Source organism: Microbacterium sp. Y356 (genome assembly GCF_059445355.1).
Genome location: NZ_JCAIUE010000003.1, coordinates 90,868 through 112,217, shown reverse-complemented (window position 1 = coordinate 112,217; position 21,350 = coordinate 90,868). Strand labels below are relative to the sequence as shown.

Below are 21,350 nucleotides of genomic sequence, written 5' to 3'. Positions count from 1 at the left end.
AGGGCGGTTTTTGCGTTCTCGATCGGGGCGCTCAGCGAGCGGATGCCAGGATGCGACGGATGCGGGAGATCAGAGCCTCCGCACCGTCCTCAAGGTCGTCGGCGCCGACGAGGATCACGCGGTACCCGGCATCCTCAAGCAACTGCACCCGCGTGAGGTCCTGCAACCATCTGCGTCGTGAAGTTCGATGCTCATCGCCCTGGTACTCGATGATCAGTCGAGCGTCGCGGTATCCAAGGTCGCCGTGCCGCATCCCCTGTGCCGTCCGGACCGCGAGCTGCACTTCTGGCTCGGGCAGGCCTCCGGCGACCAGGGCAAGCCGCAGCAGCGACTCGCGCGGAGAGTCCACGGGACTCCGCACCATTCCCAACGCCCACTGCAGCGCCGCCACACCGCGCCGTTTACCATGCCGGGCGATGGCCTCGGTCAGCTGTTCCATCGTGCACAGTGGCGGGCGGCGCCCAACGTCATCTCTCTCACCGCTGACGAGAAAGTCTCCGACGGCGACAAGCCATTCTCGAGAGATGAGCGTCGACAGCTGACACCAGACATCCGCGGGTGCGCATACATGGATGCTCCGCACGAAGTAGGTGGCTAGGTCGTTCTCCGTCCGCTCCCAGCCGACCACGCCGGGCCTGCGGATACGGCCGCGCTTCCCCAGCGCCATGACATGCAGAACGTCGTCATCATGGTCGTCATCATCCGATAGCGGCATCCGCCAGAGTTCGGCTGCCGTCCGATGGCTGAATACGTGGTGGGGCTTGAGCGTCTTACTGAGCGCCGCGCAGCGGTCCGAGAGGTTCTCGGACGTTTCAGCGGCACGCACGCCGTGAAACGGTCGCTGGAGGTCGTGTCCTCGCATCCGCTTTTCGCCCAGCCCGCGCGCGGCGCCGGACTGCACCTGAAACGCAGTGGCCTTGAGTGGACGAGGCAGTGGGATCCGAGGACGCATGTCCACGATCCTGCCGCGCACCCGGCGATTCCCGCTCGCGTTGTCCACAGCCCCGGTCGAGAACGCACAAACCGTCCTTCCCAGCGATCGGGAAGGACGGTTTGTGTGTTCTCGACGCTTGGGGAAGAACGGGAGCCAGGCTCAGCGCTTCTCGAGCTCCTCGGCCACCAGGAAGGCGAGCTCGAGGCTCTGCATGTGGTTCAGGCGCGGGTCGCACAGGGACTCGTAGCGGGTCGCGAGGGCTGCCTCGTCGATGCGCTCTGAGCCACCGAGGCACTCGGTGACGTCGTCACCGGTGAGCTCGACGTGGATGCCACCCGGGAAGGTCCCCACGGCGCGGTGTGCCTCGAAGAAGCCGCGCACCTCGTCGACCACATCATCGAAGCGACGCGTCTTGTAGCCGGTAGGCGTGGTGATGCCGTTGCCGTGCATCGGATCGGTGACCCACAGCGGGGTCGCACCCGAGTCACGCACCGCTTCCAGCAGTGGTGGCAGAGCATCACGGATCTTGCCCGCACCCATTCGTGTGATGAAGGTCAGACGGCCCGGCTCGCGGTTCGGGTCAAGCTTGTCGATCAGCGCGAGAGCAGTCTCGGGCGTCGTCGTAGGCCCGAGCTTCACACCGATGGGGTTGCGAATCTTGGAGAAGTAGTCGACGTGCGCACCGTCGAGGTCGCGCGTGCGCTCCCCGATCCACAGGAAGTGCGCCGACGTGTTGTACGGAGTGTCGGTGCGCGAGTCGATGCGCGTCATCGGGCTCTCGTAGTCCATCAGCAGGCCTTCGTGACCGGTGAAGAACTCGACGCGCTTGAGCTCGTCGAAGTCGGCTCCTGCGGCCTCCATGAACTTAATGGCGCGGTCAATCTCCACTGCCATGCGCTCATAGCGCTGGTTGGCCGGGTTCGACGCGAAGCCTTTGTTCCACGAGTGCACCTCGCGAAGGTCTGCAAAGCCGCCCTGCGTGAACGCGCGAATCAGATTCAGCGTGGATGCCGCTGTGTGGTATCCCTGCAGCAGGCGACCGGGATCGGGCTGGCGGGACCCCGCGGTGAAGTCGTAGCCGTTGACGATATCGCCACGGTAAGCGGGCAGCGTGACATCGCCACGAGTTTCGTTGTCGCTGGAGCGCGGCTTGGCGAACTGCCCCGCCATACGGCCCATCTTCACGATGGGCATCGAGGCGCCATACGTGAGCACGACAGCCATCTGGAGCACCGTCTTGATCCGGTTGCGGATCTGCTCGGCGGTCGCGCCAGCGAACGTCTCGGCACAGTCACCACCCTGCAGCAGAAACGCCTTTCCGGATGCTGCGCGAGCAAGCCGATCGCGAAGATTGTCCACTTCACCGGCGAATACCAGCGGAGGAAGCGTCGCGATCTGCGCCGACACGTCCGCAACACGGTCGGTGTCCGGCCAGGCTGGCTGCTGCTTGATGGGAAGTGTGCGCCAAGCGTCCAGGGCGTCGTGCTGCTGAGGCATTTCCCCAGCTTACTGGCCGCGGACAGCCGGTCGCGTCGTCAATTACGCCGCGGCATCCGCTCTTTCACGCTCGAGGCGTAGACGTCGTCGTATTGCTGCTCGCCCAGCCGCTGGAGGGCAACCATGATCTCGTCTGTGACCGACCGCAGGATGTATCTGTCGTTCTCCATGCCTGCGTACCGGGAGAAGTCCAGCGGCTCGCCGATCACGATTCCGACGCGCACCACACGCGGCACGCTCTGACCGATCGGCATCGCCGTATCCGTGTCGACCATGACGATCGGGATGACCGGGACCTTCGACTCGAGCGCCATCCGAGCGATGCCGGTGCGCCCGCGATAGAGCTTGCCGTCAGGGCTGCGCGTGCCCTCGGGGTAGATGCCGAGCAGGTCGCCTCTTCCGAGCACCTGCAGGCCCGTATTCAACGATGCTTCGGAGGCCTTGCCGCCGGATCGATCGATCGGGATCTGGCCGGTGGCGTTCATGAAGAACTTCGTCGCCCACCCCTTGATGCCGCGGCCGGTGAAGTAGTCACTCTTCGCGAGGAAAGACATCCGTCGATCGATCAGCAGCGGAAGAAATACCGAATCGGAAACGGAAAGGTGGTTGCTCGCCAGGATCGCCGCGCCGTGCGTGGGCACGTTGCTTCTCCCCACGATCCAAGGGCGGAAGATCGCCTTGACCACGGGGCCGACCACGACGTACTTCATCAGCCAGTAGAACATCGTCACGAAGTCTATCCCTGAGGCTCAACATCGATCATTGCGGCACCCCGATCCGGCATCCGAAATCGCGCAACTGAGTCTCAATAGTTATGCGACTGAATACCAAAGTCGCCCCGTCTCGAAGGCTGTTGTGCCCTAGACTCATCAGAACCCGTGCCCGACCGGTACCGAAGGAGTTGCCGTGGTTCAATTCGAAGTCCCCGCGATCGTCCCTGCTGATCCCGAGGCGAACATCACCGATCTTCTGGTGAAGCGCGTCGAGGCCACGCCCAATCTCGCGCTGTTCTCAGTTCCGGATGGCGAAGGATGGCGCGATATCAGCGCCGCCGACTTCCAAACCGGCGTGATCGCTCTCGCCAAAGGCTTCGTCGCGGCCGGTATCCAGCCCGGCGAAAAGGTCGGATTCCTGGCCCGCACCACCTATGAGTGGACGCTGGTCGATTTCGCACTGTTCTACGCCGGTGCTGTCATGGTGCCGATCTACGAGACCAGCTCCCCGGCACAGATCCAATGGATCATGGAAGACTCCGGCGCCATCGCCCTCATCGTCGAGTCAGCTGATCACTTCGCCAAGGTCGACGAAGTGCGTGGCGATTTGCCACTGATCCGCGAAATTTGGCAGATGCACCTCGGCACCATCGCTTCCCTCACCGCCGCTGGCAGCAGCATCGAGGATGCCGAGATCGAGCGGCGCCGTAATCTCGCTGTGGGATCTGACATGGCGACGCTGATCTACACCTCCGGTTCGACCGGACGCCCCAAGGGGTGCGTACTGACGCACAGCAACTTTGTTGAGCTGACACGCAACTCGGCGAAGGCTCTCAACAAGGTCGTATCGATGCCGGATGCCTCGACGCTGCTGTTCATCACCACGGCGCACATCTTTGCCCGGTTCATTTCGCACCTCAACATCCATGCAGGCGTGCGCACCGGGCACCAGCCCGACACGAAGCAGCTCCTGCCGGCGCTAGGGTCGTTCAAGCCGACCTTCCTTCTCGCAGTGCCGCGCGTGTTCGAGAAGGTCTACAACTCCGCTGAGCAGAAGGCAGAGGCGGGCGGCAAGGGCAAGATCTTCCGCGCCGCCGCTGCCACCGCGGTCGAGCATTCTCGACTGCTCGAAGAGGGCAAGAAGATCCCGTTCGGGATGAAGATCAAGTTCGCGCTGTTCGACAAGCTGGTCTACAGCAAGCTGCGCACCGCCATGGGCGGCAATATTGTCTATGCGGTCTCCGGCTCCGCGCCACTTGGTCCTCGCCTTGGCCATTTCTTCCACAGCCTCGGCGTCGTGATTCTCGAGGGTTACGGCCTGACCGAGACCACTGCCCCCGCGACGGTGAACCTCGCGGACAAGTCCAAGATCGGCTCCGTGGGGCCTGCGTTGCCCGGCGTCGGCGTCCGCCTCGCGGATGACGGCGAGATCGAGGTGCGCGGCATCAACGTCTTCAAGGAGTACTGGAACAACCCGCAGGCGACCGCCGAGTCCTTCCACGACGGCTGGTTCCGCACCGGTGACATCGGCAGCTTCGATTCGGAGGGCTTCCTCACGGTGACGGGCCGCAAGAAGGAGATCATCGTCACGGCGGGCGGCAAGAACGTCGCCCCCGCGGCGCTCGAGGATCCGATTCGCGCGAACCCGATCATCGGCCAGGTCGTCGTGGTTGGTGACCAGAAGCCGTTCATCTCGGCTCTGATCACACTCGACCCTGAGATGCTGCCGACGTGGCTCGGCAACAACGGCCTCTCCGCAGACATGACTCTTGCGGAGGCATCCAAGAACGAAACCGTTCGAGCCGAGGTTCAGCGTGCCGTTGACGTCGCGAACAGCAACGTCTCGCGAGCCGAGTCGATCCGGAAGTTCACGATCCTCGATTGCGAGTGGACTGAAGCGAGTGGTCACCTGACCCCGAAGATGTCGATCAAGCGCAACGTGATCATGTCGGACTTCGCCGACGAGGTCTCCGCGATCTACGACGAGCCGGTCAACACCACGAACGTGGCGATCGGCGGCTGACAGCGCCGAGCCGCTGACCGCGTCGCTGAGCGCGTCGACGCCCCGTCCTACCGCCGAGACCCGGTCCTACTGACGTCAGTAGGACCGGGTCTCGGCGTGAAAGCGGGGCCTCGGCGGACCGGTGTGGCGGATGAGGCGAAGGGTCAGAACCAGTCGCTCTCGCGCACCTCGCGCATCGCGGTCTTACGATCCTCCGGCGTGAGTCGCGTGAGGTAGAGCTTGCCATCGAGGTGGTCTGTCTCGTGCTGAAGCGCCTGCGCGAGCAGCCCCTCCCCCTCGAGGACCACAGGATTTCCATCGAGATCGACACCTTCAACGCGTGCCCATGGATGCCGCAGCGCGTCGTGCCAGAGCCCTGGCACCGACAGGCATCCCTCGCCGGTAGGCACCGCCTCGCCCCGTACCTCGGTCAGCACAGGGTTGAGCACATAGCCGATGTCACCATCGATGTTGTAGCTGAATGCACGCACGGCGAAACCGATCTGGGGCGCAGCGACGCCAGCGCGGCCTGGGAGCTCGACCGTGTCGACGAGGTCTGCGACCAGTGATCGCACGCCCTCATCGACCTCTTCTATCGGCGCACACACCGTACGAAGCACCGGGTCTCCGAAGACCCGGATCTCACGAACAGACATCAGGCCGCACTCGTGCGCAGGCCCTCGACCAGGAGCGCTGCCAGTTCGCGAGCCGCCTGGCGAGTCTCGGGCTGCAGATTGGAGAAGACGATCGTGCCGCCGCCGGCGATCTGAGTGTCATACGGCATGCGCACAACGCTTCGCGCACGCGTGCCGAAGTGCGACTCCAACTCGTTCAGACGCACGAGCGGGCTGCCAGGAGTCGACTGGTTGAGCACGATGATCGCGTTTCGCGCCTGATCCTCGTACCCGTTGGTCTCGAGCCAGGTCAGTGTCTCGGATGCCAGGCGCGCCTCGTCGACGCTGAGCCCCGAGACGACGATGAGCTGATCAGCCAGATCCAACGTCGCGCCCATGACCGAGTGCACGATACCGGTTCCGGTGTCGGTGAGCACGAGCGAGTAGTAGTGTGCAGCGACGTTTGCGACGTCACGGTAGTCGTCATCGTTGAACGCCTCGGCGATGCGCGGGTCAGTGTCGGATGCGAGCACGTCGAGTCGCGTGGTGTCACGCGCGACGATCGCAGAGATGTCGTGGTAGCCCTTGACCTCTTCGTGGATGCGAACGAGGTCACGCACCGATTTTCCGTTCGTACGCACGATGCGGTCGGCCAACGTCCCGCGGTCGGGGTTGGCGTCTACTGCGATGACACGGTCATCACGGGCGTCCGCCAAAGCCATACCGAGAAGTGCCGTGATCGTGGTCTTGCCCACGCCACCCTTGCGAGACAGCACCGGCACGAATCGGGCACCGCCGGTGAGCGGAGCGGCGATTCGCGCGCTCAGAGCCTTACGAGCGCGGGCCCGCTTACCGTCGCCGATGTTGATGCGCCGTCCGGAGATCGCGTACAGGAAGTGGCTCCACGCACCTTCCGGTTCTGGCTTGGTCAGCTGGTGCGGGTCGAGCAGACGATCGGCGGTCAGTAGATCGGCGGATTCGCGATTCGATTGGCCAAGCTGGTCTCCTAGACGCTTGGATGTCAGCGCGACCTCGGGTCGGCTGACGGCCGGTCGCTGCGCGATCGCCGTCTCGGTGGGCTTCGGGTCTTCCTGGGAAGTGGTCACGGTCTCGCTCTTCGTCTTCTCCACGGACAGGGTCTCTGTCGACGCGTTCTTCGGCGACACGGATGCCGCAGGTGTCGGCTCCGGCATTGTGGATGTCGTCGCATCCAACTTCATCGCCGCGGCGATCCACGCTGATGTGGCGCTTTCGCTGCGAGGTGCGGCGGCTGGCACAGTCTCTGCCACCGGGTGCGCTGCAACCTTGGCAGGCTCAGCCTTCGTCGCGGCCAGCTTTTCGACAGGCGTCGGCTCGGCTAGCGTCGGCTCGGCCGGCTTCTCCGCTGGCGTCGGCACTGCCTGCGTCGGCTCAACAAGCTTCTCCGCCTGCTTCGGCTCGGCAGACTTCGTCTCCGCAGGCTTCGTTTCAGCCGGCGTGGTCTCCGCAGGATTCGACTCCGCCACCGACTTCGACTTGGCCTTCGCCGAGCCCTTCTTCGCCTTCGACTCCACCGGGGCGGGCGCAGCTGCAACCTCAACAACTGGTTCCACAATGACCTCGGCTGTCACCGCATCATCAGGCGCTGCATCAGGCGCTGCGTTGGCCGTGGCATCCGCGCCCTTCGGCGCATCCGACTCTGGATCGACGATCGCCTCGACGACCTCGACCGGCTCCTCGACCTCCACCGGCGCCTCGAGGGGAAGTTCGATGACGATGCCGGTGCGATCCTCTTGGATGCGCCCTACCTGCACATCGTCCCTCTCCGCTGCCACGTTCCCGACCGGCGTCTCGTTCTTCTCGAGTTCCTCGTCTACGACGAGCTCCGAAAGGATCTCGCCGTCGAGTACGGAGTCGTCGACGAGGTCATCGTCTTCGTCACGCGGAAGCGCGACGTTGACCTGCGCGGTCAGCCCGATGATTCCCAGGGCGGTCGTGTCCAACGAGGCTGCCTCGTCGAGAACGCCGTGGGAATCATTCTCCGGAGAGTCGGGTGTGTTCTTCGGTGTCACTGTGTCACTCCAAGCTTGTGCGAGCGTGTCGCCCGCACAAGATTACTTGGCTGGACTGATTACAACCAAAAGGTCACCTGCGTCAACCTGTTGGGTGGCGCCAATTGCGAGCCGCTCAATCACGCCGTCGACGGGTGCGGTGATGGCCGCTTCCATCTTCATCGCCTCGATGGATGCGACCGGTTCGCCTGCGCGAACGGAGGCTCCGACCTCGACCTTCAGCGAGACCACACCGGAGAACGGCGCTGCCACCTGACCGGGTTTGGACGTGTCTGCCTTCTCGACCTCGTGTGCATCGACGGCAACTGAGCGATCCCTTACGAACACTGGGCGCAGCTGACCGTTCAGCGTGGTCATGACGGTGCGCATTCCGCGATCATCTGCCTCGCCGATCGCCTCAAGGCCGACGTAGAGCTGCACACCACGGTCGATTTCCACCAGGTGTTCCTGACCCTGCACGAGCCCGTACAGGTAGTCGCTGGTGTCGAGCACTGACAGGTCGCCGAACAGTTCGCGCTGCTGGGCGAATTCGCGCGTCGGAGCCGGGAAAAGCAATGTGTTCAGACGCTCGCGACGCTCCTGGCTGGTACCGGCCAGCGCCTTCTCGTCTTCTGCCGAGATCTCCGTCTCGCCAAGACGCACCTCGCGGCCTGCGAGAACCTTGGTGCGGAAGGGCTCGGGCCAGCCACCTGGCAGATCACCCAACTCGCCAGCCATGAACCTGACGACGGAGTCCGGCACATCGTACTTCTCGGGGTTGGCCTCGAAGTCTGCAGGATCAGCGCGCACGGCCGCAAGGTGCAAGGCAAGGTCGCCGACCACCTTCGACGAAGGCGTCACCTTCGGCACACGCCCGAGAATCCGATCGGCTGCGGCATACATGTCCTCGATGAGCTCGAAGTCATCCGCAAGTCCCAGCGCCTTGGCCTGTTGTCGCAGGTTCGACAGCTGACCACCGGGGATCTCGTGGTGATAGACGCGTCCGGTGGGTCCGGGCAGCCCCGATTCGAACGGCGCGTACAGGTTGCGAACGGCCTCCCAGTAGGGCTCGAGATCTGAGACGCCATCCAGGTCGATGCCGCTGTCGCGGTCAGTATGGGCGAGGGAGGCCACAAGCGATGAGAGCGACGGCTGGCTGGTGGTGCCTGACAGCGGAGCGGATGCCGCATCCACCGCGTCAACGCCGGCATTGCTCGCTGCCAGCAGGGTCGCGAGCTGCCCACCAGGGGTGTCGTGGGTGTGCAGGTGCACTGGCAGGTCAAAGCGCTCACGCAGCGCGGTGACGAGCTTCGCAGCCGCGGCAGGGCGCAGGAGCCCCGCCATGTCCTTGATGGCGAGGATATGCGCCCCGGCATCCACGATCTGCTCGGCAAGGCCGAGGTAATAGTCGAGCGTGTACAGGTCCTCGGCAGGGTTCAGTAGATCACCTGTGTAGCAAAGAGCCACCTCGGCGATCGACGTGCCGGTGGCGCGCACCGCGTCGATGGCCGGGCGCATCTGGGAGACGTCGTTGAGAGCGTCAAAGATGCGGAAGATGTCAACGCCGCTGGCGGATGCCTCGGCCACGAATGCTTCGGTCACGGCCGTCGGGTAGGGCGTGTAGCCGACGGTGTTGCGGCCGCGCAGCAGCATCTGGATGTTGATGTTCGGCAGCGCGGTGCGCAGCTTGTCCAGACGTTCCCACGGGTCCTCGCTCAGGAAACGGAGAGCGACATCGTAGGTCGCGCCTCCCCAGGCTTCGACCGAGAGCAGCTCAGGTGTGAGACGGGCGAGATACGGCGCCGCGGCGACGAGGTCTTTGGTGCGCACGCGAGTGGCGAGCAACGACTGGTGGGCATCGCGGAATGTCGTGTCTGTGATCGCCAGGGCGGTCTGTGCACGCAGACTCTGCGCGAATCCCTCCGGGCCAAGCTCCAGAAGACGCTGGCGTGAACCGGGCACCGGCTCCGTGGTGAGGTCGACTTTCGGTAGCTTCGACACCGGGTCTGCCGCGCCGGGGTGCGCACCGTTGGGCTTGTTGACGGTGACATCGACGAGCCAGTTCAGCACTTTGGTGCCGCGGTCCTTCGAGACGCGGCCCTGGAGCAGGTCAGGGCGCTCGTCGATGAACGACGTGCTGACGTCGCCGGCGACGAATGCGTCATCAGCGAGCAGTGCCTGCAGGAACGGGATGTTCGTGGAAACTCCACGGATACGGAACTCCGCCAGCGCGCGACGGGCGCGTCCGACGGCGGCTTCAAAGTCACGACCGCGACAGGTGAGCTTGGAGAGCATCGAGTCGAAGTGCGGGCTGATCTGCGCGCCCTGATGCACTGTGCCGCCATCGAGACGGATGCCTGCACCGCCGGGAGAGCGGTAGGTCGTGATCTTGCCCGTGTCTGGGCGGAAACCTTGCGTGGGGTCTTCAGTGGTGATGCGGCATTGCAGTGCCGCGCCACGCAGATGAATGTCGCCCTGCTGTAGGCCGAGTTCAGCAAGTGTGGCACCTGCCGCGATGCGCATCTGCGTCTGCACGAGATCGACGTCGGTGACTTCCTCGGTGACGGTGTGCTCGACCTGGATACGCGGGTTCATCTCGATGAAGACGACCTCACCGGTGCGCTCCCCCGCCGTCTCCAGCAGGAACTCGACGGTGCCGGCGTTCTCGTAGCCGATCGAGCGCGCGAAAGCGATGGCGTAGGCATGCAGGGATGTGCGGATGCTGTCATCCAGGTTCGGTGCCGGAGCGATCTCGACAACCTTCTGGTGGCGGCGCTGCACCGAGCAGTCACGCTCGAACAGATGCACGGTCTCACCAGTCTTGTCGGCGACGATCTGCACTTCGATGTGACGAGGCCGCAGAACCGCCTGCTCCAGGAACATCCGCGCGTCACCGAAGGCGCTCTCTGCCTCGCGCATCGCCTCGGCAAGCGCTGGTGCGAGCTCGCCCATGCTCGCAACGCGGCGCATGCCGCGGCCGCCACCACCTGCCACGGCCTTAGCGAACAGCGGGAATCCGATCCCATCGGCCTGCGCAACGAGCTCATCCACATCGGAGGATGCTTCTGTGGAGCGGAGTACGGGAACACCAGCCTCGATCGCGTGGCGTTTCGCCTCGACCTTGTTGCCCGCCATCTCGAGCACCTTCGAGGGCGGCCCGATGAAGACGATGCCGTTCGCGGCTGCCTTCTCGGCGAGCTCGGGGTTCTCAGAGAGGAATCCGTAGCCGGGGTAGATCGCGTCAGCACCCGATTCGAGGGCAACGCGGATGATCTCGTCGACATCGAGATAGGCGCGCACTGGATGCCCGCGCTCTCCGATCCCGTAGGCCTCATCAGCCTTCAGCCTGTGCTGGGAACCGCGGTCCTCATAAGGGAAGACCGCGACAGTGCGCGCTCCCACTTCGAAGGCTGCTCGGAAAGCACGGATGGCGATCTCGCCACGGTTGGCCACAAGAATCTTCTGGAACATGCACACCTCTGATGGCTCGACGTGCGGCATATTCGTCGCACACGGGGCGGGGCTGAGTGTCGTCTCAGCCTAGGGGAAGGTAACGTGGTCATTGTGCACGTACTCAGCGTCAGCTCTCTCAAGGGAGGCGTCGGCAAGACGACCGTGACTCTCGGGTTGGCCTCAGCGGCCTTCGCCCGAGGCGTCCGGACCCTCGTCGTCGACCTCGATCCGCAGTCCGATGTGTCTACCGGAATGGATATCCAGGTCGCCGGCAGACTCAACATCGCCGATGTTCTGGCGAACCCGAAGGAAAAGGTCGTCCGGCAGGCGATCACCTCCAGCGGCTGGGCGAAGGTGCACCCTGGCACGATCGATGTGCTCATCGGCAGCCCGTCCGCCATCAACTTCGATGGACCGCACCCAAGCGTGCGCGACGTGTGGAAGCTGGAAGAGGCCCTGGCCTCCGTCGAAAGCGACTACGACCTCGTCCTCGTTGACTGCGCTCCCTCGCTGAATGCGCTCACCCGCACTGCCTGGGCCGCGAGCGACCGCGTGATGGTTGTCACTGAGCCCGGTCTGTTCTCCGTGGCAGCGGCCGACCGAGCGCTCCGCGCCATTGAAGAGATCCGTCGTGGTCTCTCTCCCCGCCTTCAGCCGCTCGGCATCGTCGTGAACCGCGTGCGGCCACAGTCGATCGAGCACCAGTTCCGCATCAAGGAACTGCGCGATATGTTCGGCCCGCTCGTACTCTCGCCCCAGCTGCCGGAGCGCACGTCACTGCAGCAGGCGCAGGGTGCGGCGAAGCCGCTGCACATCTGGCCCGGCGACTCCGCTCAGGAGCTCGCAGCCGACTTCGACCTGCTGTTGGACCGCATCGTCCGCACCGGCCGCGTTCCGGTTCCGGAATCGGGCCCGCAGGCCTGATCCCCACGCTCACTGCATACGAAAAACGCGCCCAGCATCTCGCCGGGCGCGTTTTAGTGTCTTAGGTCAGGCGCTGTGTCTTAGGTCAGGCGCTGTGTCTTAGCTCAGGCGCTGCGCTTGGCGCGACGTGCGGTGAGCTCGTCAACCTGGTCGGAAGCCGGCAGAGTAACAGCAGCCGGGTCGAACTCGACGAGAGTCGATTCAACCTCGCGAAGGACCTTGCCGACGGCGATACCAAACACACCCTGGCCGCGGCTGACGAGATCGATGACCTCATCGTTCGACGTGCACAGGTAGACGGATGCACCATCGCTCATGAGCGTGGTGCCAGCGAGATCGCGGATGCCTGCGGCGCGAAGCTGCTCGACGGCGATGCGAATCTGCTGCAGCGAGATCCCGGTGTCGAGCAATCGCTTGACGAGCTTGAGCACGAGGATGTCACGGAAGCCGTACATACGCTGCGAACCAGAGCCGCTGGCGCCGCGCACGGTAGGAACGACCAGTTCGGTGCGTGCCCAGTAGTCCAACTGACGGTAGGTAATGCCAGCCGCACGAGCAGCTACCGCACCGCGGTAGCCGACTTCGTCATCCATGGCCGGCAGACCGTCCGTGAAGAGAACTTCGGGCACGAACCGCGGGTCGCCTTCAAGCTCATCCGCATTCATTTGAAATCCTCTCTGGAACGGTTATCTCCACGCTAGAGCAGTGCCCCGGCGCGGGCAATGACATCCGCCCGTGGGCGAAGGTGTGTCGCAACCTGTTCGTTACGAAAGCACTCGCGTGAGTGCTTCTTTGACGAAGAGCGAGCGCACTTCATCGATTTTGGTCGCCAGCTCCGGAGCCATTTCGCGCGCTTTGCCGCGGGATGTGGCATCCGTTCGGCGAAGGAGTGATGACATCGCCGATTCGATCAGCGACACCTCCCGCTCCGCACTCTGGCGCAGGGTGCGCAGGTGTCGCGGCTCGATCCCGTGGCGGTCGAGCGCGACAAGGCCGCGCAGCAGCGTGACGGTCGATTCCGGATATGTCTCAGCCGCAACGATGATGCCCGTGCTGATGGCGTCGTTCAGGATCTGCGGACCGGCGCCGGCAGCCGACAGCAGCTCATCGCGGCGGTAGCGACGCGGCACGGGCGCGATCGACGGCGGAGGGGTGAGCGTTGACGTTGCCTCGCCGCCTGCCTCGGCCTCGTCGAGCTGCTCGCGGATGACGCTCAGCGGAAGATAGTGATCGCGCTGCAGAGTGAGCCCGAGCCGCAGACGGTCAATGTCCGCCTGCGAAAACTTGCGGTAGCCGGAGTCAGTGCGCGAGGGGCTGACAATGCCCTGAACCTCGAGGAAACGCAGCTTGCTGGAGGTGAGATCGGGAAATTCCGGAGTGAGCCTCGCGAGCACCTGACCGATACTCAGAAGACCCGCGGACGCTGAGCGATCGCGGGCGTGAAGTGCCGCCATCAGTTATTCGCCGCCGCAAGATCTGCGGGTGAGGCGAAGAAGTTCAGGCGGAACTTGCCGACGCGCAGCTCGTAGCCGTTCGCCAGGGCACTGCGATCGACGCGTTCCCCATTGACGTAGGTGCCGTTGAGCGAGCGCTGATCGATGATCTCGAACGTGCCAGCAGACCGGGTGATCTCGGCGTGCCGACGCGAGACGGTGACATCGTCGAAGAAGATGTCAGCCTCTGGATGCCGGCCGATCGTGGTGACGTCGGTGTCTAGCAGGTAACGTGCACCAGCGAGCGCGCCGGAACGAACCAGCAGGAGCGCAGAGCCAGACGGGAGCGCGGCGATCGCCGACTGCTCTACGTCGGTGAGATCGGCTCCGAATGGCACAAACGACAGATCGGACTCGTGCCCGAACGTCTGTGTGGCGTCGTGCCGCTGCTCGCCGTCGCGGTGAATCGCCGCGTTCTGTGCTGATCGGCTTTCGTAATCTGTCACGTTGGCCCTCCTCACCACCCAGACTAACTGATCGGATGCCGCTGCCGGGAGTGTCTGGATGACTCAGCCACCGCATATCGACTTTTCCTATGGTGGAGATGTGCACACACTTCAACTTCGACGCTCTTTTGCCCCAGTCGCGCTGGCTGCAACGCTGCTCGCGACATTCGTCGTGCTGTTCGCGTGGCCACAGCCTGCTGCAGCGCATGACGCCCTTGTCGATTCCACCCCTGCGGCCGATTCGACGGTAGAGACGCTTCCCGCCGAATTGACGTTGACATTCAGCGCGGCGCTAATCAGCGGAGAAGGCACCACCGCAATCGAGGTGCTGAATGCCGAAGGAGAATCTGTCACCGATGGCGAGCCGACCGTAGACGGAGCGATGGTGATTCAGCCTCTCGTCGCTGAGGCCATGGCAGGCGAATACACCGTGCTCTGGAAGGTGCTTTCCAGCGACGGCCATCCGACAAGCGAAGAGTTCGCCTTCACCGTGACGACGAGCACACTTACCGAGACGGCAGAGCCCACAACGGAACCTTCGGCCGAGCCATCGGCCGCGCCGAGCGCCGAGGCGACGATGAATCCCACCGACGACGCGTCCACGAATCCCACTGGCGAAGTCACCGCGGCCCCCGACACCGTCGACGCGAACTCCGCCAACGGATGGATCTGGGCAGGCATCGCCGCCGTCATCCTCGTCATCGCTGGATTCATCGCCTGGCTGGTCGCGCGTGCGCGACGCAAGCCCGCAGACTCCGATTCCGACACCCCCACAGAGCGATAGGCTGGAACCATGCCACATTACGATGTCGTCATCCTCGGTGCGGGCCCTGGCGGCTACGTCGCCGCAGTCCGCAGTGCACAGCTTGGTCTGAGCACAGCAATCATCGAAGAGAAGTATTGGGGTGGAATCTGCCTGAACGTAGGCTGCATCCCCTCCAAGGCTCTTCTGAAGAATGCCGAGCTCGCGCACACCCTGAATCACAAGGCCGAGTTCTTCGGCATCTCAGGTGAGTTCACTATCGACTTCGGCAAGGCGTTCGACCGCAGCCGCGACGTCGCGAACGGCCGCGTCAAGGGCATCCACTTCTTGATGAAGAAGAACAAGGTGACCGAGTACGACGGTCGCGGAACCTTCACCGGCCCGAAGGCGATCTCGGTTGCGAAGGCTGATGGCACGACCGAAGAGGTCACGTTCGACAACGTGATCATCGCCACCGGCTCCAAGGTGCGCCTGCTGCCTGGCGTGCAGCTCAGCGAGAACGTCGTCACCTTCGAAGAGCAGATCCTCACCCGCGAGCTCCCCGAGTCGATCGTCATCGTCGGCGCCGGCGCCATCGGCATGGAGTTTGCCTACGTTCTCACGAACTACGGCGTGAAGGTCACCATCATCGAGTTCCTCGATCGCGCGCTTCCTAATGAGGATGCCGATGTGTCGAAGGAGATCACCAAGCAGTACAAGAACTACGGTGTCGACATCCTCACCTCCACCAAGGTCGAGACGATCGTCGACAACGGTTCTTCCGTCACGGTCACCTACACCGGCAAGGACGGCAACCAGGCATCGATCGACGCCGCCAAGGTGCTCATGTCGGTCGGGTTCGCCCCGAACGTCGAGGGCTTCGGTCTCGACAAGACCGGCGTGAAGCTCACCGAGCGCGGCGCCATTGACATCGACGACTACATGAAGACGAACGTCGACGGCATCTACGCGATCGGCGACGTCACTGCCAAGCTGCAGCTCGCTCACGTCGCGGAGGCACAGGCCGTCGTCGCAGCCGAGACCATCGGTGGCGCAGAAACGCAGACGCTGGGCGACTACCGGATGATGCCGCGTGCGGTGTTCTGCTCGCCGCAAATCGCGTCGTTCGGCCTCACCGAGCAGCAGGCCAAGGATGAGGGACGCGACATCAAGGTCGTGTCGTTCCCGTTCATGGCCAACGGCAAGGCGCATGGCCTCGGCGAGCCGGTCGGCTTCGTCAAGCTGATCGCGGATGCCGAGCACCTCGAGCTCATCGGCGCCCACATGATCGGCCCCGATGTCTCCGAGCTGCTGCCCGAGCTGACGCTGGCCCAGAAGTGGGACCTCACAGCTCTAGAGCTGGCCCGCAACGTGCACACGCACCCGACGCTGTCGGAGGCACTCCAGGAGGGCTTCCACGGCCTCGCAGGACACATGATCAACTTCTGATCCATCAGCATCCAGCCGCGCCCGAAATCAGGACGATCCCCCGAGGACAGGACAATTCTGCAGATTCCTCCTGAACTCGGGCGGAGCTCCTGATTTCGGCGACGCGGTGCGCGTCAGATGCCCCGCATTGTGATCAGATCAGCAGCGCGCCGGCGCATAGGCGCCGTACCGAGCGTTCGGATCAGGGCGTTGCGCGCGTTCAACGTAAGCCCGGCCGCTGGCTTTCCCATCGCCATGTAGAAGGATGCACGGCGCTGCGCGCGCGCCGCAGAACGCCGCGTCCTGCGCTCGTAGTCGCTGAAATCAGCCGTGCCGTCCCGCAGCGCCAACTCGATGGCTGATGCCAGAATCCGGGCTCCCACCCAGCCGAGGTTCATCCCCTGCCCGCCGATCGGGCTGGTCTCGTGCGCGGCATCGCCGACGAGTACCGTCCTGCCGACGGCGAGCCTCGCCGCACGATGCTGCTGCGCTCGGAAGGGAGTCGGTGAAGAGGCATCCGACATATCAAGACGGATGCCGGTGCGCTCAGCGATTGCTTCGGCGAAGGCGGTCGCATTCCGCATCCGGCCCTGCGGATCCGCTGCGACCCATCGCCTGCGCCCCTGCGGGAGCGGAAAGGACTCGACCAGTCCGCTCGGCTCGCAGCGCAACTGCACTCGCGGGCTGAGCTGATCGTCGGCGATATCCGCCATCACGTAGGATCCGCTGCCTGGCCGTTCACACCATTCAATTCCGAGCAGTCCGCGAATCCCGCTGCCCACGCCGTCTGCTGCAACGACGATCGACGCGGTGGCCTCATGGGGCGTGCCGTTCCTGTCGAGGCTCAGCCTCACGTGGTCGCCGTCGTCTCGAAGACCGAGAACGGTGTGGCCGAGCTGCAGTGCTCCCGGCCGCAGGTGGGCGAGACGCTCGCGAAGAAGCTCATGAGTGCGGTGTTGCGGGAGGATCAACACGCGCTGCCGCGCCGTGAAGGCGAGCGCTGCCAGTATCTGCCCACCGCAGAGCACCTCTCCCCCGTCAAGGCTCAGCGCCTCGCGGCGAACGACTGACCCCAGACCCGCGGCATCCAGTGCAGCGTGACCGGGCGGATGGATCCCGATCGCGCGGGAGCGATCATCAGCGTCCGCACGCTGCTCGTACACAACGACCGCAGTCCCGGTCTGCGCCAGCAGACAGGCGAGGAGAAGACCGACGGGACCTGCGCCGACGATCGCGACCTCATGATCTGGCACGATCCGCCTCCCATCGCAGCTCGAGCCTGGCCGGGAACGCTCTGCGCACCCGCCATCCGCGCGGGGCGACGGCCGAGAGTTCTGCCACGGTATACGCGCGCCGGATGCTGGTGAGCCCATCCGGTCGAATGAAGGAACCTGCGAACAGGTTCTTCGCGAACGGCAGGGTTCCCGCGAAAAATGCCCGGTAGGCGAGCCTGCTGCGCTCTATGTCACGGTGGACGACGAGCCCCTCATTGCGCACGAGTCGGGTCGAATCGACGAGCATCTCCTGCAGCTCCTCATCGCTCAGATGATGCAGCAGATGATTGGAGATCACGATGTCGAAAACCTCGCCGGCGTCGGCCAGTTCTCTCGTGTGCGCACAGCGATACTCCACTCCGCCGCCGCGGGTCTTCGCCCACCCAATCGCCCTGTCATCGGCATCCAGCGCCGTCACCCTCACGGTCAGTCCATCACGCCGCGACCAGGCCGCGATCGCACGCGACACATCTCCACCTCCGGCGCCGACGTCGAGGAGGCGGATGGACCGCGCTTTCGCCCGTGGCCGGATGTCGTGTCGATACACCGCGCGCCAGCGCGAGACCACGGCGTTGATCAGAGCGAATCGTTCGTAGGTGTGCTCCAGCATCCGCAGATCCGCATGCGGATCATCCATCAGCTCGCGCGTGGTGACGTCGCGAACCGAGAGGTTACCCCGCACGGCGTCCAGGAGCGACGACGGTCATGAGCGCTGTCTCCGCGGTGAGCCCTGGGCCGAAAGCCATCGCAGCGACGCGGTCTCCGTCACGCGTGTCTTGCTCCTCCAGAATTCTCTGCAACACGAACAACACCGTCGCGCTGGACATGTTGCCGTACTGCCGCAGAATCTCGCGAGCTGGCACAAGCTGATGCTCCGCGAGCCCCAGTTGCTCCTCCACACGATCCAGGATGCTGCGCCCACCCGGGTGGATCGCCCAGTGCGTGATGTGCTCGCTGATCGAGCCATCGTCGAATGCGGCAGCGAGCGAAGACTCTCCGGCGTACAGCGGCCGAAGCGCATCGTGGATGTGCGTCCCGATGAGCTGCGGAACCTTCGTCGACAAGACCATCTCGAAACCGTGGTCCCCGATCGTCCACGCCATGTCTTTCTTCCCCTCGGGGATGATGCCGGTGTGGAATCGGTCGAGCGCGAGGCCGCGTACATCGGAGTCGAATGTGCGCGCGGTGACGATTCCGGCGGCAGCTCCATCGGCGAAGAGCGAGGTGGCGACGATCATGTCTGGATCATCCGAGGAGCGCAGGTGCAACGTGCACAGCTCGACGCTGACCACCAGCACCACGGCATCCGGATCTCCGGCGCAGAACTCGCTCGCCGCCCGAAGCGCAGGCATGGAGGCGTAGCACCCCATGAACCCCAGGTGATAGCGGCGAGTGCTGTCGCGCAGTCCGAGAGCGCGGACGATCTCGTAGTCAGGACCTGGGGCGTAGAAGCCTGTGCAAGAGACAGTGATGACGTGAGTGATGTCGGCGGCGGTGATGTCGGCGTCGGCATCCAGAGTGCGTCTGGCCGCCTCGACGTAAAGCCGGCCCGCTTCACGCATGTACACCTCGTTGCGTGCTTTCGTACCCGGCTCGAGGAGTATGCCGGTGGCTCGATCGAAGAACTGCGGCGATTCGACCTCGGCAGTAAACGACAGCTCTTCAAGCACCGTGTACCGTGTGTCGATGCCGGAGCCGTTGAATGATGCGGAAACGATCCGCTTCGCCAACCGCCCAATTTCAGGCTGGGCCGCGAAGACATCGCGGACTTCGTCCTGCACGAGCGGTGTATCAGGAACGATCGTCTGCAGCGATCGGAGCACGGCCGGCAGGGTCATATCGTCACTCAAGCACGACAGAGGGCGTCAGGGAAGGGGCTTGCGCACCTTTTCTGCGGCCTGCAGGGCCGCTGAAATCAGGATGATGTCCCCAGATCAGGACAATTCTGCCGATTCGTCCTGATCTCGGTCGATGCTCCTGATTTCGGCGACGCGGTGCGGCGTCAGATGCCGAGAGCGCGGGCGAGTTTGGATCCGGATGCCGAGTGCCGCCCGCCGGCTGTGAAGATCGCTGTCTCGACCGCGATGAAGAACGCCTCGCGACCTGCGGCATCTGCGGGTGCGGCTGGCCCCAACTCCATCTCCCATTCACGCCACTCGCGCACTGCTCCTGCTCGAAGATCGGTGGCACGGACATGGTCATCGACGAACTCCGCGATGACGCCGGCCGGCCCGGTGAGCAGATAGGCCATCCGGTCGTTCTGGATGCGTGCCAGCGGCTTGAGTGGCTCAGTCGTCCATCGTGCGATGACAGTGCCGACAGCATCCGGCAGCGTCTCATCATCGCCCAGGGGCCAGCCGAGCTCAAGACGTCCGTCTCCCTCGCGGGGCCCCTTGATATGCCAGCCCTCATCTGGTCCTCCGGTGCGCCGGCGCAACGCGACCCCCGCTCGCGACAGTGCCGCATCTGCGGTGTCGAAGTAGCACGCGTCGAGCTCACGCAGCTCGCCGGAGGTCACGGCATCAACACTGGGGATCGCTCCCCAGACCGGCAGAGGCGTGAGAACTTCGACGTCATACTTGCGCTCGACCTCGACAGTGCTGGACGGCTCTGTGTGGGACGGACCAGTGTGGGACGAACCGGTGCTGGGCGGCTCAGTCGTCACTGAGCGTGAGATCGTCGCTGGCTTCGACGAACCAGAATTCCACCTCGGTCGGCCCGTCGGACGTGCCGGTATTCTGCGGCGCGCCTTGGCGACTGTAAATCACCTGCGTCTCGCTGTAGGGGACGATCAGTTTGTCGTCGACGTCGTCGCCGAGCGGAAGAATCTGCCCGTCGAGCGGGCCGCCGTGGAGCCGTGCGATTGCCATGTGGACACCATAGCGCTCAGTGACCCGCATCGTCCTATGCCACGGCGATACCGAGCGCCGCGCCGATGATCATCCATGGGCCGAAGGCGATCCTGGTAGAGCGATTCGCGCGACGAAGCGCCATGAGAGCGAGCGCGTAGAACGCTCCGAGCACGAAGGCGGAGGCCGCCCCGACGGCGAGCGCCTGCCAGCCATGCCACCCGAGCATCAGGCCGATGACAGCGGCGAGCTTGACATCACCGCCACCGATTCCACCTCGACTGGTGGCGCGCAGCACGGCGTAGAAACCACCGAGAATGAGCATCCCGATGAGCGCGCTGATCAATGGAGCACTGCCCTGCATTACAAGCGCATCGATGCCAACCAGCGCGAGCAGAGCGAGGAGAGTCGGCAACACGATTCGATTCGGCAGTCGGTGCGTTCGTGCGTCGATCACGAGCAGCCAGACGCCGACTCCGGCGAGCGCGATGTGCGCGAGCACGACGATGACATCACGCACCACAGCGACAGAAGGCATGCCGGAAGGCTACGAGAAGATCGGATGCCGCGTGCGAGCCCTGTGGATAACTCAGCGCTGAATAGCTCAGAGATCGATGATGTCGAGGTCGACGGTGATCACGTCACCCTCTTCGATGCCCTGCGCGTCACGGATCGCCTTCTTCAACGGGAGCACGAAGGCACCGTCGGAGAAGAAGATCGAGGTGCGCCAACTCGAGGCTCCGATCCTCGCCTGCACACGCAGGGAGCCGAAACCTCGCTGGGGTGCAGGCAGTTCACGCAGCTCCAGTGAGAGTTCCTCCGGCATCGTCGCGAAGTACCATGCCTCCACTCGCTTGTCCCAGAGGGTGACAGGGCTCTCGAACTCGATCTGCATTCATTAAAGGTAACGCGAAAACGAATGTCCGATGTGCGAATTAGCATCGTTGTGTT

General features: G+C 64.2%; 20 protein-coding genes. 4 read left to right on the top strand and 16 right to left on the bottom strand.

Going from position 1 to position 21,350, the window contains the following annotated elements; genetic code table 11:
• Window positions 1-31 precede the first annotated feature (31 nt).
• The 3 genes from AC1C2Q_RS16160 to AC1C2Q_RS16150 form a co-directional block, all read right to left on the bottom strand.
• A complete protein-coding gene (locus tag AC1C2Q_RS16160) occupies window positions 32-952 on the bottom strand; it encodes a putative endonuclease domain-containing protein (RefSeq protein ID WP_495450962.1) in 921 nt (306 codons plus the stop codon).
• Between the two features lie 141 nt (window positions 953-1,093).
• Window positions 1,094-2,431: a class II 3-deoxy-7-phosphoheptulonate synthase gene (locus tag AC1C2Q_RS16155; RefSeq protein ID WP_495428462.1), complete on the bottom strand. Its 1,338-nt coding sequence runs from the start codon at window positions 2,429-2,431 to the stop codon at window positions 1,094-1,096.
• 38 nt (window positions 2,432-2,469) lie between these two features.
• Window positions 2,470-3,156, bottom strand: coding sequence for a lysophospholipid acyltransferase family protein (locus AC1C2Q_RS16150; RefSeq protein WP_495431629.1), 687 nt, complete (start codon window positions 3,154-3,156; stop codon window positions 2,470-2,472).
• Between the two features lie 181 nt (window positions 3,157-3,337).
• Here AC1C2Q_RS16150 and AC1C2Q_RS16145 point away from each other — a divergent pair, with 181 nt between their 5' ends.
• On the top strand, window positions 3,338-5,167 hold the full coding sequence (locus tag AC1C2Q_RS16145) for an AMP-dependent synthetase/ligase (protein ID WP_495450961.1): 1,830 nt from the start codon (window positions 3,338-3,340) through the stop codon (window positions 5,165-5,167).
• A gap of 143 nt (window positions 5,168-5,310) precedes the next feature.
• Here the strand turns inward: AC1C2Q_RS16145 and def are convergent, their stop codons facing one another.
• The 3 genes from def to AC1C2Q_RS16130 are packed head-to-tail and all read right to left on the bottom strand — an operon-like array spanning window position 5,311 to window position 11,261.
• The gene (gene def, locus AC1C2Q_RS16140) at window positions 5,311-5,802 is read right to left on the bottom strand and encodes a peptide deformylase (protein WP_495428460.1); all 492 of its coding nucleotides are present in this window, start codon (window positions 5,800-5,802) and stop codon (window positions 5,311-5,313) included.
• Window positions 5,802-7,811, bottom strand: a complete 2,010-nt coding sequence (locus AC1C2Q_RS16135; RefSeq protein WP_495450960.1) for a MinD/ParA family ATP-binding protein — start codon at window positions 7,809-7,811, stop codon at window positions 5,802-5,804. The genes def and AC1C2Q_RS16135 overlap by 1 nt, the downstream gene beginning before the upstream one ends.
• 42 nt (window positions 7,812-7,853) lie before the next feature.
• A complete protein-coding gene (locus AC1C2Q_RS16130; protein WP_495428458.1) occupies window positions 7,854-11,261 on the bottom strand; it encodes a pyruvate carboxylase in 3,408 nt (1,135 codons plus the stop codon).
• Window positions 11,262-11,354: 93 nt separating this feature from the next.
• Here AC1C2Q_RS16130 and AC1C2Q_RS16125 point away from each other — a divergent pair, with 93 nt between their 5' ends.
• On the top strand, window positions 11,355-12,167 hold the full coding sequence (locus AC1C2Q_RS16125) for a ParA family protein (RefSeq protein WP_439285522.1): 813 nt from the start codon (window positions 11,355-11,357) through the stop codon (window positions 12,165-12,167).
• Window positions 12,168-12,271: 104 nt separating this feature from the next.
• On the opposite strand, the gene AC1C2Q_RS16120 is transcribed toward AC1C2Q_RS16125, so the two are convergent.
• From AC1C2Q_RS16120 to AC1C2Q_RS16110, 3 genes are all read right to left on the bottom strand, one after another.
• Window positions 12,272-12,832 (bottom strand): MerR family transcriptional regulator, encoded by a 561-nt coding sequence (locus tag AC1C2Q_RS16120; protein WP_495428457.1) that lies wholly within the window; start codon window positions 12,830-12,832, stop codon window positions 12,272-12,274.
• Window positions 12,833-12,931: 99 nt separating this feature from the next.
• Window positions 12,932-13,621: a transcriptional regulator FtsR gene (ftsR, locus tag AC1C2Q_RS16115; RefSeq protein ID WP_495428456.1), complete on the bottom strand. Its 690-nt coding sequence runs from the start codon at window positions 13,619-13,621 to the stop codon at window positions 12,932-12,934.
• Complete coding sequence (locus tag AC1C2Q_RS16110; protein WP_495428455.1) at window positions 13,621-14,106, bottom strand: FHA domain-containing protein; 486 nt, start codon at window positions 14,104-14,106, stop codon at window positions 13,621-13,623. Before AC1C2Q_RS16110 ends, ftsR begins: the two co-directional genes overlap by 1 nt.
• A 58-nt stretch (window positions 14,107-14,164) precedes the next feature.
• Between AC1C2Q_RS16110 and AC1C2Q_RS16105 the strand changes: the two genes are divergently transcribed.
• Both AC1C2Q_RS16105 and lpdA read left to right on the top strand, forming a co-directional pair.
• On the top strand, window positions 14,165-14,890 hold the full coding sequence (locus AC1C2Q_RS16105) for a copper resistance CopC family protein (protein ID WP_495450959.1): 726 nt from the start codon (window positions 14,165-14,167) through the stop codon (window positions 14,888-14,890).
• Window positions 14,891-14,899: 9 nt separating this feature from the next.
• Window positions 14,900-16,297, top strand: a complete 1,398-nt coding sequence (gene lpdA, locus AC1C2Q_RS16100; RefSeq protein WP_495450958.1) for a dihydrolipoyl dehydrogenase — start codon at window positions 14,900-14,902, stop codon at window positions 16,295-16,297.
• A 113-nt stretch (window positions 16,298-16,410) separates the two neighbouring features.
• On the opposite strand, the gene AC1C2Q_RS16095 is transcribed toward lpdA, so the two are convergent.
• From AC1C2Q_RS16095 to AC1C2Q_RS16065, 7 genes are all read right to left on the bottom strand, one after another.
• Window positions 16,411-17,529 (bottom strand): FAD-dependent oxidoreductase, encoded by a 1,119-nt coding sequence (locus AC1C2Q_RS16095; protein ID WP_495450957.1) that lies wholly within the window; start codon window positions 17,527-17,529, stop codon window positions 16,411-16,413.
• Window positions 17,516-18,187 carry a methyltransferase domain-containing protein gene (locus AC1C2Q_RS16090; protein ID WP_495450955.1) on the bottom strand — a complete coding sequence of 224 codons (672 nt, stop codon included), beginning with the start codon at window positions 18,185-18,187 and terminating at the stop codon, window positions 17,516-17,518. The genes AC1C2Q_RS16095 and AC1C2Q_RS16090 overlap by 14 nt, the downstream gene beginning before the upstream one ends.
• Before the next feature lie 34 nt (window positions 18,188-18,221).
• Complete coding sequence (locus tag AC1C2Q_RS16085; RefSeq protein WP_495450954.1) at window positions 18,222-19,388, bottom strand: type III polyketide synthase; 1,167 nt, start codon at window positions 19,386-19,388, stop codon at window positions 18,222-18,224.
• Between the two features lie 164 nt (window positions 19,389-19,552).
• Entirely contained in the window at window positions 19,553-20,215 is a 663-nt protein-coding gene (locus AC1C2Q_RS16080) for a CYTH domain-containing protein (protein WP_495428449.1), read from the bottom strand.
• On the bottom strand, window positions 20,205-20,420 hold the full coding sequence (locus AC1C2Q_RS16075) for a response regulator (RefSeq protein WP_495428448.1): 216 nt from the start codon (window positions 20,418-20,420) through the stop codon (window positions 20,205-20,207). The genes AC1C2Q_RS16080 and AC1C2Q_RS16075 overlap by 11 nt, the downstream gene beginning before the upstream one ends.
• Before the next feature lie 34 nt (window positions 20,421-20,454).
• A complete protein-coding gene (locus AC1C2Q_RS16070; RefSeq protein WP_495450953.1) occupies window positions 20,455-20,937 on the bottom strand; it encodes a prepilin peptidase in 483 nt (160 codons plus the stop codon).
• 66 nt (window positions 20,938-21,003) lie between these two features.
• On the bottom strand, window positions 21,004-21,294 hold the full coding sequence (locus AC1C2Q_RS16065) for a DUF1905 domain-containing protein (protein ID WP_495428446.1): 291 nt from the start codon (window positions 21,292-21,294) through the stop codon (window positions 21,004-21,006).
• Between the last annotated feature and the right edge of the window lie 56 nt (window positions 21,295-21,350).